Raw genomic sequence first — 13,149 nt, forward strand, 5'->3', positions numbered from 1 at the left:
TCCCGGGAGATGGTGTGTGCGTGTGTTCTTTGAGAACTCAATAGTGTGTCGATGAATGTCAGTGCCAATTATTTATTGGTTCCGGCCTCTCTGGACCCCCGTCTGGGTGAGGTTGGACATTTAGTCAGCAAATACTTTTGCTGGCGTTTTGTTTTGCTGGGTTTTCGGACTCTAGTTTAGATATTTCTGATTCGCCCTTTTGGGGGTGTTTCGAGAGTCTTCAACGGAGAGTTTGATCCTGGCTCAGGACGAACGCTGGCGGCGTGCTTAACACATGCAAGTCGAGCGGTAAGGCCCTTCGGGGTACACGAGCGGCGAACGGGTGAGTAACACGTGGGTGATCTGCCTCGCACTTCGGGATAAGCCTGGGAAACTGGGTCTAATACCGGATATGACCTTTCAGTGCATGCTGTTTGGTGGAAAGATTTATCGGTGCGAGATGGGCCCGCGGCCTATCAGCTTGTTGGCGGGGTAACGGCCCACCAAGGCGACGACGGGTAGCCGACCTGAGAGGGTGACCGGCCACACTGGGACTGAGACACGGCCCAGACTCCTACGGGAGGCAGCAGTGGGGAATATTGCACAATGGGCGAAAGCCTGATGCAGCGACGCCGCGTGAGGGATGACGGCCTTCGGGTTGTAAACCTCTTTCGACAGGGACGAAGCGAGAGTGACGGTACCTGTAGAAGAAGCACCGGCCAACTACGTGCCAGCAGCCGCGGTAATACGTAGGGTGCGAGCGTTGTCCGGAATTACTGGGCGTAAAGAGCTTGTAGGCGGTTTGTCGCGTCGTCCGTGAAAACTTGGGGCTCAACCCCAAGCTTGCGGGCGATACGGGCAGACTTGAGTACTTCAGGGGAGACTGGAATTCCTGGTGTAGCGGTGAAATGCGCAGATATCAGGAGGAACACCGGTGGCGAAGGCGGGTCTCTGGGAAGTAACTGACGCTGAGAAGCGAAAGCGTGGGTAGCGAACAGGATTAGATACCCTGGTAGTCCACGCCGTAAACGGTGGGTACTAGGTGTGGGTTTCCTTCCACGGGATCCGTGCCGTAGCTAACGCATTAAGTACCCCGCCTGGGGAGTACGGCCGCAAGGCTAAAACTCAAAGGAATTGACGGGGGCCCGCACAAGCGGCGGAGCATGTGGATTAATTCGATGCAACGCGAAGAACCTTACCTGGGTTTGACATACACCGGAAACCTGCAGAGATGTAGGCCCCCTTGTGGTCGGTGTACAGGTGGTGCATGGCTGTCGTCAGCTCGTGTCGTGAGATGTTGGGTTAAGTCCCGCAACGAGCGCAACCCTTGTCCTGTGTTGCCAGCGGATTATGCCGGGGACTCGCAGGAGACTGCCGGGGTCAACTCGGAGGAAGGTGGGGACGACGTCAAGTCATCATGCCCCTTATGTCCAGGGCTTCACACATGCTACAATGGCCGGTACAGAGGGCTGCGATACCGTGAGGTGGAGCGAATCCCTTAAAGCCGGTCTCAGTTCGGATCGGGGTCTGCAACTCGACCCCGTGAAGTTGGAGTCGCTAGTAATCGCAGATCAGCAACGCTGCGGTGAATACGTTCCCGGGCCTTGTACACACCGCCCGTCACGTCATGAAAGTCGGTAACACCCGAAGCCGGTGGCCTAACCCTTGTGGAGGGAGCCGTCGAAGGTGGGATTGGCGATTGGGACGAAGTCGTAACAAGGTAGCCGTACCGGAAGGTGCGGCTGGATCACCTCCTTTCTAAGGAGCACTTCTACGCTGGTCGGTTCGAAGAGTCGTCCTCGACCGCGTCAGAGACCGTTTAGTCCCCGTCTGTGGGACTGCGGACGCTCATGGGTGGAACGCTGACAAGTTTCATCGCACTCGATCGGGACTGTGTTCCTGGTCGCGGTGGATATACCGACACACTATTGGGTCCTGAAAGAACAGACGTTCTTTCCAGGCAAGATAACGATCCGCTCGGATCTCCTTGATACCGCAGGGTTTTGGTTCTGTTGGTCTTGGATGAGGGTTTGAGTGGGTGTGTTGTTTGAGAACTGCACAGTGGACGCGAGCATCTTTGTTAGTAAGTGTTTAAGAGCGTACGGTGGATGCCTTGGCACCAGGAGCCGATGAAGGACGTAGGAGGCTGCGATAAGCCTCGGGGAGCTGTCAACCGAGCTGAGATCCGAGGATTTCCGAATGGGGAAACCCAGCACGAGTGATGTCGTGTTACCCGCATCTGAATATATAGGGTGTGTGGAGGGAACGTGGGGAAGTGAAACATCTCAGTACCCACAGGAAGAGAAAACAATAGTGATTCCGTGAGTAGTGGCGAGCGAAAGCGGATGAGGCTAAACCGTTTAGATGTGATACCCGGCAGGGGTTGTCTAGACGGTGTTGTGGGGTCTTTCTTCTCAATTCTGCCGGATTGGGCGTGAGTCAGAAACCGTTGGGTTAGTCGAAGTGGTCTGGAACGGCCTGTCGTAGAGGGTGAGAGTCCCGTAGACGAAAACTCAACGGCTTGCGTGGAAGATACCCGAGTAGCAGCGGGCCCGTGAAATCTGCTGTGAATCTGCCGGGACCACCCGGTAAGCCTGAATACTCCCTGGTGACCGATAGCGGACTAGTACCGTGAGGGAAAGGTGAAAAGTACCCCGGGAGGGGAGTGAAATAGTACCTGAAACCGTGCGCTTACAATCCGTCAGGGCCTGCGAGTGACTTGTCACTGTGGGTGATGGCGTGCCTTTTGAAGAATGAGCCTGCGAGTTAGTGGCATGTGGCGAGGTTAACCCGTGTGGGGTAGCCGTAGCGAAAGCGAGTCCGAATAGGGCGTTGGAGTCGCATGTTCTAGACCCGAAGCGGAGTGATCTACCCATGGCCAGGGTGAAGCGACGGTAAGACGTCGTGGAGGCCCGAACCCACTTAGGTTGAAAACTGAGGGGATGAGCTGTGGGTAGGGGTGAAAGGCCAATCAAACTCCGTGATAGCTGGTTCTCCCCGAAATGCATTTAGGTGCAGCGTCACGTGTTTCACGCCGGAGGTAGAGCTACTGGATGGTCTAGGGGGCCTACAAGCTTACCGAAATCAGCCAAACTCCGAATGCCGGTGTGTGAGAGCGTGGCAGTGAGACTGCGGGGGATAAGCTTCGTAGTCGAGAGGGAAACAGCCCAGATCGCCGGCTAAGGCCCCTAAGCGTGTACTAAGTGGAAAAGGATGTGGGGTCGCGAAGACAACCAGGAGGTTGGCTTAGAAGCAGCCACCCTTGAAAGAGTGCGTAATAGCTCACTGGTCAAGTGATCCTGCGCCGACAATGTAGCGGGGCTCAAGTACACCGCCGAAGCCGCGGCATTCACACAATACATCCGTCATTCTCTACGGAGGGTGGTGCAGTGGTGTGGATGGGTAGGGGAGCGTCGTGCAGCCATGGAAGCAGCAGTGTGAACTAGTTGTGGAGGCTGTGCGAGTGAGAATGCAGGCATGAGTAGCGAAAGACGAGTGAGAAACTCGTCCGCCGAATGACCAAGGGTTCCTGGGCCAGGTTAATCCGCCCAGGGTGAGTCGGGACCTAAGGCGAGGCCGACAGGCGTAGTCGATGGACAACGGGTTGATATTCCCGTACCCGTGTATCCGCGCCCAATGGCGAATCAGTTGTGCTAAGTATCCAAATGTGGACGGATCTCCTTCGGGAGACTGGAAGCGGCTGCATATGACCCTGGCTGTAGTAGTCAAGCGATGGGGTGACGCAGGAAGGTAGCTGGGCCAGTCAGTGGTTGTACTGGTGTAAGCCTGTAGGGCGTTTGGTAGGCAAATCCGCCAGACATGTGGCCTGAGAGGTGATGCGTAGCCGATTGAGGCGAATTCAGTGATCCTATGCTGCCGAGAAAAGCCTCTAGTGAGTTGGTACACGGCCCGTACCCCAAACCGACACAGGTGGTCAGGTAGAGAATACTAAGGCGATCGAGAGAACTGTGGTTAAGGAACTCGGCAAAATGCCCCCGTAACTTCGGGAGAAGGGGGACCCGGTCTGGTGATGGAACGTGCTTCCTGAGCTGGGTTGGGTCGCAGAGACCAGAGAGAAGCGACTGTTTACTAAAAACACAGGTCCGTGCGAAGTCGTAAGACGATGTATACGGACTGACGCCTGCCCGGTGCCGGAAGGTTAAGAGGACCGGTTAGCGACTTCGGTTGCGAAGCTGAGAATTTAAGCCCCGGTAAACGGCGGTGGTAACTATAACCATCCTAAGGTAGCGAAATTCCTTGTCGGGTAAGTTCCGACCTGCACGAATGGCGTAACGACTTCTCTGCTGTCTCAACCACAGACTCGGCGAAATTGCATTACGAGTAAAGATGCTCGTTACGCGCGGCAGGACGAAAAGACCCCGGGACCTTCACTATAGCTTGGTATTGGTGTTCGGTACGGTTTGTGTAGGATAGGTGGGAGACTGTGAAATCGGCACGCCAGTGTCGAGGGAGTCATCGTTGAAATACCACTCTGATCGTATTGGACTTCTAACCTCGGACCATGATCTGGTTCAGGGACAGTGCCTGGTGGGTAGTTTAACTGGGGCGGTTGCCTCCTAAAATGTAACGGAGGCGCCCAAAGGTTCCCTCAGCCTGGTTGGCAATCAGGTGTCGAGTGCAAGTGCACAAGGGAGCTTGACTGTGAGAGCGACAGCTCGAGCAGGGACGAAAGTCGGGACTAGTGATCCGGCACCGGCAAGTGGAAGCGGTGTCGCTCAACGGATAAAAGGTACCCCGGGGATAACAGGCTGATCTTCCCCAAGAGTCCATATCGACGGGATGGTTTGGCACCTCGATGTCGGCTCGTCGCATCCTGGGGCTGGAGTAGGTCCCAAGGGTTGGGCTGTTCGCCCATTAAAGCGGCACGCGAGCTGGGTTTAGAACGTCGTGAGACAGTTCGGTCTCTATCCGCCGCGCGCGTCAGAAACTTGAGGAAGGCTGTCCCTAGTACGAGAGGACCGGGACGGACGAACCTCTGGTGTGCCAGTTGTTCCGCCAGGAGCACCGCTGGTTAGCTACGTTCGGAAGGGATAACCGCTGAAAGCATCTAAGCGGGAAGCCTGTTCCAAGATGAGGTTTCTCACCACCTTCGAGTGGTTAAGGCCCCCCACAGACCATGGGGTTGATAGGCCAGAACTGGAAGCCCGGTAACGGGTGTAGGTGACTGGTACTAATCGGCCGAGGACTTACCAACAAAGAAGCTACGCGTCCACTGTGCAGTATCTGAAACAACACACGGCACTGCAGCAGGCATGAACTTACTGAACCCCGTTCGGGTTTGGTGGGTGGGTGTCAGCGCTGTTGTGTGGATAGTTTCATAGAGTTACGGCGGCCATAGCGGCAGGGAAACGCCCGGTCCCATTCCGAACCCGGAAGCTAAGCCTGCCAGCGCCGATGGTACTGCACTCGACAGGGTGTGGGAGAGTAGGACACCGCCGGAACATCATTGCAGAAGACCCCCGACACCGTCGGGGGTCTTCTTGCGTTCCAACCCTTCCCGGGATCCACACCCTTTCCCGGGATCCACACCAGTTCTGGAGGCTCAGAACTAGTGTGGATCCCGAGAAGCGGTGTGGATCCGGAGTCAGAACAGGCGGAATTCGGTGCTCTCGGTGCCGCGCAGGCTGTCGTAGTCCAGGACGAGGCAGCGGATGCCGCGGTCCTCGGCGAGCGTGCGGGCCTGCGGTTTGATCTGCTGGGCGGCGAAGACGCCGGTGACCGGGGCCAGTAGTGGGTCGCGGTTGAGCAGTTCGAGGTAGCGGGTGAGCTGTTCGACGCCGTCGATCTCGCCGCGGCGTTTGATCTCGACGGCGACGGTGGCGCCTGCCGCGTCGCGGCACAGCAGATCGACGGGGCCGATCGCGGTCATGTATTCGCGGCGGATCAGGGTGTAGCCGGGGCCGAGGGTTTGCACGTGCTCGGCGAGCAGCTCCTGAAGATGGGCTTCCACACCGTCTTTCACCAAGCCGGGGTCGACCCCGAGCTCGTGCGAGGAATCGTGCTCGATGTCCTCGATGGTGATGCGGAGTTCTTCGCCTGCCTTGTTGGTGACGACCCAGAGCGCCTTGGCGCCGTCGGGTACATCGGCGGCTCCGCGCTCCTCCAGCCAGCACGGCGGGCTCATCCAGTTCAGCGGTTTATAGGAACCGCCGTCGGAGTGCACGAGCACCGAGCCGTCCGCTTTCATCAACAGCAGGCGGCGGGCCATGGCCAGATGGGCGGTGAGTCGCCCTACGTAGTCGACCTGACAGCGAGCAATCACTAGGCGCACCCAAGCACTGTAGGTGAACGGCCGCAGGGAGTTGTCGTCAGCCCGCCGCGCGTGCTCGTTTCCTGGACTACGCACGAGACCCTGGCTCATAAGTCCGCGCCGCGGTGAAACGGACGGGTAGGCGCATCGGTTTGCCGTACGGGCCCACAGTGTCCGCCGCGGCGTACTCGGTGACTTCGAAACGGACGTGCGTGACCCAGGTGGGTCCGCCCACCGAATGGTGATAGACCAGTGTCCAGCTCGCCGCCCGGCCGCGTTGTCGTCGTCACCGAGACAAATCCCGGTATCGGCTCCTGCTCCGCCTTGCCCGGCGACGAGCTGAACCGCGGCGACATTCGGCCGGACTTACGAGACAGGCCTAGCCGAAGAGCACCGCGCCGGCGAGGACCGCGCTGGTGCCGAGAAGCGCCAATTCCACCTTGGTGAACGCGCGGGTGACCGGTGTCTTGGTGCGGATCATGCCGTAGCCGACACCGGAGCCGATACAGAAGGCCAGCAGGTGCCCCACGCTGGTGAAGCTCTGGCCGAGCAGGACTCCGCCCACGGCCGCGACGAACCAGCCTGCGGCCCAAGGGATACGGGAGCGTCGCGGGACCACGAAGACGAGCGCGCCGATCAACGCCATCGCCCCGTAGCTGATGCCGACGTCCTCGCTCCACCGCACACTCGCGGGCAGCCAGTCGAATTCGACCGCCACCCACAGACCGGCGGCGACGAGCAGGGTCGCGCCGATATGCCCGGCGAGGAAGACCCGCACCATGTGCAGCGCGCCGAAGCGCAGTTCCGCCAGCGCGAGCAGACAGGCCAGCATCGGCATGATCAGCCAGGCGACGCCGACATCGCCGATCACCAGCGCGCTCGACAGCAGGGTGACCACGCGGCCCTGCAGCAGGTTGTGCAGGTTGGTGCTGGCGTGCAGCACCACGTTGGACTGGGCCGAGTCGCTGAGCACGGAGAAGATCGAGGTGACCAGTACGAGCGCGGCCAAATAGCCGATGGTCGCGGGCACCCGAGGTCGCCACCGACGCGAACCGACGACCGTCGGCTGGTCGTCCGTGGTCGCCGTGACGGCCATGCATACCTCCGTTGTCCTGCCCGATCAGGGTATTCCCGGTGCTGGTGCCGCGAAACCGCGCGCCGGCGCGGGTGGTGCCCCGCTGTGTCGCACGAAGTGGTGCGCCACTGTGTCATACGAGGTGGTGCCCCACTGTGCCATACGAACCTGAGGACGGCAGGGGAAGCGGCGAAGGCCCGGTAATAGGGTGGAGGTATGCCTCGTCGGAAACCGCGCACAGACGGTCAAGGCGGCCGCTCGCGCACGGGTGGCGCGCCCCTCGGTGACGTCTTCGGCCGCACCGAAACGGGGCCGGGGGACGAAACCTATGTGGTGCGTACGATTCCCGGCACCCGTGCGACGAAGCCCTACCGCTGTCCCGGCTGTGACCACGAGATCGCGATCGGTGTCGCGCACATCGTCGCCTGGGCCGCCGACGGCGGCGAGGACGACCGCAGGCACTGGCACACCGGCTGCTGGAACGGCCGCCGCACCCGCGGCATCACCCGCCGCTGGTCTTGACGTACGTCTGCGCGCCAACACGGTCGCCGCACCCATGGGACCACCCGGCGTTGGTCCTGGCATATGTCTACGCGTCCACACGTTCGCCGCCACCCGTGGCAGTCACCCAGCGCTGGTCCTGATGCACTTCTGCGCGCCTCCGTTCGCTGCACCCGTGGGGTCACCCGGCGTTGGTCTTGGCGTACGTCTGCGCGTCCATACGTTCGCCGCCACCTGTGGGGTCACCCGGTGCTGGTCTTGATGTACGTCTGCGCGCCCCGTTCGCCGCCACCCGTGGGGTCACGCGCCGCTGGTCTTGACGTACGTCTGCGCCCAGTTCGCCGCACCTGTTGGGGCTACCCGCCGCTGGTCCTGATGCGCGTCTGTGCGTCCACACGTGCGCCGTCACCCGTGGGGTCACCCGGGTCGGTCTTGGCGTACGTCTGCGCGCCCACACGTTCGCCGTCGCCCGTGGGATCACGCGCCGTTGTTCTTGACGCACTTCTGCGCGCCCCGTTCGCTGCGCCCGTGGGGTCACGCGCCGTTGTTCTTGGCGTACGTCTGTGCGTCCACACATTCGACGCACCCGTGGGGGTCATTACCCGCCGCTGGTCCTGATGCGCGTCTGCGCGTCCACACGGCTGCCGTCACCCGTGGGATCACTCGCCGCTGATTCTTACACAGGTCTGCGCACGCACGGCCGGCGCGAAAACTCAAGGCCGCGAACACCAGCGGGGTGGTGGCGAACACCAGCAGGGCCGCGAATACCAGCAGGGCCGCGAATACCAGCAGGGCCGCGAATACCAGCAGGGCCGCGAATACCAGCAGGGCCGCGAATACCAGCAGGGCCGCGAATACCAGCAGGGCCGCGAATACCAGCAGGGCCGCGAATACCAGCAGGGCCGCGAATACCAGCAGGGCCGCGAACACCAGCAGGGCCGCGAACACTAGGAAGGCCGCCCCGGTTCGGGACGGCCTTCAGGTGGATTCGGTTGGGGTACTGCGCAAGTCGCCGCGAGCCCGCCGTTAGTTGCTGACGTCGGCGTTCTCACGCTCCTCGTCGACGATCTCGTCTTCCTCGGCCGCGACCTCGGGGATCGCCTTACGGTTGCCACCTGCGACCTGCTTGGTGTTGCCGCCGATGGACTTGCGGTTGTCCGGAACCCCGTCCAGCAGTTCGCTTTCGCGGTTGACGGCGGCGAGCATGGCGGGCACGGAGTCGAGCTGGCCGCGGATACCGAGCAGCTGGGCGAGCACGCGGCCGCGCAGCACGCGCATCTCCTCGGCCAGTTCCTTCGCGTGCGCGATCTTGCGCTCGGAGGTCTGGGTCGCGGAGGTGATGAGGCGGTTGGCCTCGTCGGTCGCGTCCTTGATCCGCTGTGCGGCCTCGGCGCGGCTGGTGGCCTCAAGCTCTTCCATGGCGCGGGTGAGCTTGGTGCGCCGTTCGGCCATGGTGACTTCGAAGTCCTGCTGGTTCGCCTTGCGCTTGGCGTCGGCTTCCTTACCGAGACGATCGGCCTCGGCCTGGGCGGCCTCGATGATCTTGGCGGACTCGGTGCGCGCGTTGGCGAGGGTCTGCTCGAACTCGATCTCGAGCGCCTCGCGCTTTTCCTTGGTTTCGGCCAGCAACGACTCGTACTTGCCACGCATTTCGGTGGCCTGCTGCTCCGCGATCGACACCATCTCCGCGGCTTCTGCCTGTGCCAGGGCGCGAACCTCGGAGGCCTCGTCGGAGGCCAGCCGCAGCATGCGGGAGATGCGGTCGGACATGCCTTCCGCGGTGGTGGGCGGCACCGAGAGACGGTCGACCTCCTTGCGGAGCTCGTCGATCTCGTCACGCGCATCCTCGAGCTGGCTCGCGAGGTTACGGGCTTGTGCCGCAGCAGCATCCCGGTCGGTAGCGGTGACTCTTAGTTCGGCGTCGAAGCGGTCGAAGTAGTTGCGTACCTCGTCTTGCGCATAACCCTTGCGCACAACGGTGAAGGGCAGTGCAACGAAGCGATTGCGATCGGACTCAGGTGACGACATGGCACACAAACTACAGCCTACCGAGTCCCGATGGTGACTCGACCGCGAATGTGATTCCGATGAGTTTTTCGTGCCCGATCTTGATACTAGTGCGTAACATTCGCGTTCGGCTCGACCAACTCGATCAGCACACCGCCAGCATCCTTGGGATGGATGAAGTTGATGCGCGAATCCGCTGTTCCAGACCTCGGCGACTCGTACAGCAAACGCAGACCGCGCTCGCGCAGGTGCGCGCAGACCGCGTCGATGTCGGTGACGCGGTAGGCCAGTTGTTGCAGGCCCGCGCCGTTACGGTCGATGAACTTCGCGATGGTCGACTCGGCGTTCAGCGGGGCCAGCAACTGCAGGGCAGTAGCGCGATCGGGCGCGCCGGGCAGCGACAGCATCGCCTCGTGCACGCCCTGGCTCTCGTTGACCTCGCGATGGGTCTCGACCATGCCGAGATTCTCCGCGTACCAGGCAACCGCGACATCCAGATCGGGCACGGCGACACCGACGTGGTCGACGGCGACGACGTAGTCCGCGGGGATGAAATCGGACGAATCCATATCGTTGCTCACTACTCGAAGGTAGCTCGTACCTGCGTACCGGCAACCTGGGCACAGGAGTTACCGTTGAGTACGGAATCCTGCGAAACAACGAAGCGAGGCTCGTCGTGACCACTGTGCCTACCCCATCCGCCGACTCCGCCTCCGACCGTCCGCGGAGCGTGATCGTCTCCGGTGCGCGTACTCCGGTCGGCCGGCTGCTCGGCGGGTTGAAGGACTTCAGCGGTTCCGATCTCGGCGGTTTCGCCATCAAGGCCGCGCTGGAGAAGGGCGGCGTCGCGCCCGAGCAGGTCGACTACGTCATCATGGGCCAGGTGCTCACCGCGGGCGCGGGGCAGATCCCGGCCCGGCAGGCGGCGGTGGCCGCGGGCATCCCGATGGACGTGCCCGCGCTGACCGTCAACAAGGTGTGTCTGTCCGGTATCAACGCAATCGCGTTGGCCGATCAGCTGATTCGGGCGGGCGAGTACGAGATCGTCGTCGCGGGCGGCCAGGAATCGATGAGCCAGGCGCCGCATCTGCTGGAGAAGAGCCGCGAGGGCTTCAAGTACGGCGATGTCACGATGCGCGATCACATGGCCTACGACGGGCTCTACGACATCTTCACCGATCAGCCGATGGGCGCGCTGACCGAGCAGCGCAACGACACTGAGCCGATCAGCCGCGAGGAGCAGGACGCGTTCGCGGCGGCCTCGCACCAGCGCGCCGCCGAGGCGTGGAAGAACGGCCTGTTCGACGACGAGGTGGTGCCGGTCGCGGTGCCGCAGCGCAAGGGGGACCCGCTGCTGGTCGCCGCCGACGAGGGCATCCGCGCCGACACCACGGTGGAGTCGCTGGCCAAGCTGCGTCCGGCGTTCCGCAAGGACGGCACGGTGACCGCGGGCAGCGCCTCGCAGATCTCCGACGGTGCGGCCGCGGTCGTGGTGATGAGCAAGGCCAAGGCCGAGGAACTCGGCCTGAGCTGGATCGCCGAGATCGGCGCCGCCGGTGTGGTCGCGGGCCCGGATTCGACGCTGCAGGACCAGCCGGCCAACGCCATCGCGAAGGCCTGTGCGCGCGAGGGCATTTCGCCCGCCGACCTGGATCTGGTGGAGATCAACGAGGCGTTCGCCGCGGTCGGTGTCGCCTCGACCCGCAAGCTGGGCATCGATCCGGCGAAGGTGAACGTCAACGGCGGCGCGATCGCGATCGGCCATCCGCTCGGCATGTCCGGTGCGCGCATCCTGTTGCATCTGGTGCTGGAGCTGAAGCGCCGTGGCGGCGGTGTCGGCGCGGCCGCGCTGTGCGGCGGCGGCGGTCAGGGCGACGCCTTGATTGTCCGAGTCTGAGTTCTGCGCCACTCGTTCGGCTCGCCCTTCACGAAAATCCTTCGTGAAGGGCGATTTTCGTGAATCGGACGGGACGCTGTGATCCGTCCCACTACGACACGTCGTAGTGCATGCGGCACAATAAGGCCTATGGGCAATGTCTTCGACCTGAGCACTGCCGCGAAGCGGCTTCGTTTCATCGCGGTGCTGGAGGCGATCTCCTGGGTTTTCCTCATCATCAGCAGCGTGCTGAAGCGGCTTCCTGACCCGATCATGTGGCCGGTGAAGGTTTTCGGCATGACGCACGGCATCGTCTTCGTGCTGTTCGTGCTCTCCGTCATCGTCGCCTCGCGGGAGCTGGCGTGGAGCGGCAAGACCACGCTGCTCGCGCTGCTGTCGAGCATCCCGCCGTTCTTCACCGTGCTGTTCGAGATCTGGGCCGTGCGGACCGGCAAGCTCGGTGAGCTGAGCAACCAGGTTTCCACCGAGTCCGCGGCCCCGGCCTCGGCCACCTCGTGACAAACTGGAAACCGTGACTCGACCTGCTGCACGCCGTACTTCGCCCGCCGTTGCCGCCGCCATGTCCGGGGCCGTGGATCTGTCCAGCCTGAAGCAGCCCCCCGCCGGAGCCGCCGGCGGGCCAGGTGGCGGCGACTACGCGGTGAACGAGGCGAATTTCGAGACGAAGGTGCTGCGCCGCTCGGTGCAGGTGCCGGTGGTGGTCGCGCTGTACTCGCAGCGCAGTCCGGGCAGCGTCGAGCTGGTCCGGACGCTGGAACGACTGGTCGGCGAGAGCGGCGGGGCGTGGGATCTGGCCACCGTCGAAGCCGAGTCGAACATGCGGATCGCGCAGGCGTTCGGGGTGCAGGGCATTCCGACCGTCATCGCGGTCGCGGGCGGTCAGCCGCTGGCCGATTTCCAGGGCGCGCAGCCCGAGCCGCAGGTGCGGCAGTGGCTCAGTGCCGTCGTCGACGCGGTGGCGGGCAAGCTGCCCGGCGGCGAGACGCCCGATGAAGCGCCGGAGGACCCGCGCTTCATCGCCGCGGAAACGGCGCTGGAACAGGGTGACATGGCCGGCGCCGAGGCGGCCTACGAGGCGATCATCGCCGCGGAGCCGGGCAACGAGGAGGCCAAGGGCGCGCTGCGGCAGCTGCGCTTCCTGGCTCGCGCGCAGGCGATCCCGCAGACCGCGATCGCGACCGCCGACGCCGACCCGTCGAACGTGGCCGCCGCGCTCGACGCCGCCGACGTCGAACTGCTGAGCCAGCTGCCCGAGGCCGCGTTCGAGCGCCTCATCGCGGTGGTCAAGCGCACCGCGGGCGACGACCGCACCAAGGCGCGCACCCGGCTGCTCGAACTCTTCGAATTGTTCGACCAGGCAGAGCCGTTCGTGGTGGCGGCACGGCGCAAGCTGGCCGCCGCGCTCTACTGATCGTCGGC

9 protein-coding genes and 3 rRNA genes are annotated in these 13,149 nt (G+C 62.8%); 7 read left to right on the forward strand and 5 right to left on the reverse strand.

Annotation, left to right across the window (positions count from 1 at the left end; genetic code table 11):
- Positions 1-220 precede the first annotated feature (220 nt).
- The 3 genes from F5X71_RS06255 to rrf all read left to right on the forward strand — a co-directional run bounded on the left by F5X71_RS06255 (position 221) and on the right by rrf (position 5,441).
- A 16S ribosomal RNA gene (locus F5X71_RS06255) occupies positions 221-1,737 on the forward strand.
- Positions 1,738-2,060: 323 nt separating this feature from the next.
- Positions 2,061-5,194, forward strand: a 23S ribosomal RNA gene (locus F5X71_RS06260).
- Between the two features lie 130 nt (positions 5,195-5,324).
- A 5S ribosomal RNA gene (rrf, locus tag F5X71_RS06265) occupies positions 5,325-5,441 on the forward strand.
- Together the 16S, 23S and 5S rRNA genes form the textbook arrangement of a ribosomal RNA operon.
- Positions 5,442-5,584: 143 nt before the next feature.
- Here the strand turns inward: rrf and nucS are convergent.
- Together nucS and F5X71_RS06275 are read right to left on the reverse strand one after the other, a co-directional pair.
- Complete coding sequence (gene nucS, locus F5X71_RS06270) at positions 5,585-6,271, reverse strand: endonuclease NucS (protein ID WP_167461073.1); 687 nt, start codon at positions 6,269-6,271, stop codon at positions 5,585-5,587.
- A gap of 358 nt (positions 6,272-6,629) precedes the next feature.
- The gene (locus tag F5X71_RS06275) at positions 6,630-7,346 is read right to left on the reverse strand and encodes a rhomboid-like protein (protein ID WP_167461074.1); all 717 of its coding nucleotides are present in this window, start codon (positions 7,344-7,346) and stop codon (positions 6,630-6,632) included.
- A 195-nt stretch (positions 7,347-7,541) separates the two neighbouring features.
- Here F5X71_RS06275 and F5X71_RS06280 point away from each other — a divergent pair, with 195 nt between their 5' ends.
- Positions 7,542-7,847, forward strand: a complete 306-nt coding sequence (locus F5X71_RS06280) for an ATP/GTP-binding protein (RefSeq protein WP_167461075.1) — start codon at positions 7,542-7,544, stop codon at positions 7,845-7,847.
- Positions 7,848-8,360: 513 nt separating this feature from the next.
- Here F5X71_RS06280 and F5X71_RS06285 read toward each other — a convergent pair.
- The 3 genes from F5X71_RS06285 to mce form a co-directional block, all read right to left on the reverse strand.
- Positions 8,361-8,774, reverse strand: a complete 414-nt coding sequence (locus F5X71_RS06285) for a hypothetical protein (protein ID WP_238815743.1) — start codon at positions 8,772-8,774, stop codon at positions 8,361-8,363.
- Positions 8,775-8,852: 78 nt separating this feature from the next.
- Positions 8,853-9,854 carry a hypothetical protein gene (locus tag F5X71_RS06290; RefSeq protein WP_167461076.1) on the reverse strand — a complete coding sequence of 334 codons (1,002 nt, stop codon included), beginning with the start codon at positions 9,852-9,854 and terminating at the stop codon, positions 8,853-8,855.
- 86 nt (positions 9,855-9,940) lie between these two features.
- On the reverse strand, positions 9,941-10,402 hold the full coding sequence (mce, locus tag F5X71_RS06295) for a methylmalonyl-CoA epimerase (RefSeq protein ID WP_167466261.1): 462 nt from the start codon (positions 10,400-10,402) through the stop codon (positions 9,941-9,943).
- A 116-nt stretch (positions 10,403-10,518) separates the two neighbouring features.
- Here mce and F5X71_RS06300 point away from each other — a divergent pair, with 116 nt between their 5' ends.
- The 3 genes from F5X71_RS06300 to F5X71_RS06310 all read left to right on the forward strand — a co-directional run bounded on the left by F5X71_RS06300 (position 10,519) and on the right by F5X71_RS06310 (position 13,141).
- Entirely contained in the window at positions 10,519-11,730 is a 1,212-nt protein-coding gene (locus tag F5X71_RS06300) for an acetyl-CoA C-acetyltransferase (protein ID WP_167466262.1), read from the forward strand.
- Between the two features lie 129 nt (positions 11,731-11,859).
- Entirely contained in the window at positions 11,860-12,228 is a 369-nt protein-coding gene (locus F5X71_RS06305) for a DUF3817 domain-containing protein (protein ID WP_167461077.1), read from the forward strand.
- A 61-nt stretch (positions 12,229-12,289) separates the two neighbouring features.
- Complete coding sequence (locus F5X71_RS06310; RefSeq protein WP_167466263.1) at positions 12,290-13,141, forward strand: tetratricopeptide repeat protein; 852 nt, start codon at positions 12,290-12,292, stop codon at positions 13,139-13,141.
- Positions 13,142-13,149 lie beyond the last annotated feature (8 nt).

It is taken from the genome of Nocardia brasiliensis, assembly GCF_011801125.1.
Lineage (GTDB): Bacteria > Actinomycetota > Actinomycetes > Mycobacteriales > Mycobacteriaceae > Nocardia > Nocardia brasiliensis_C.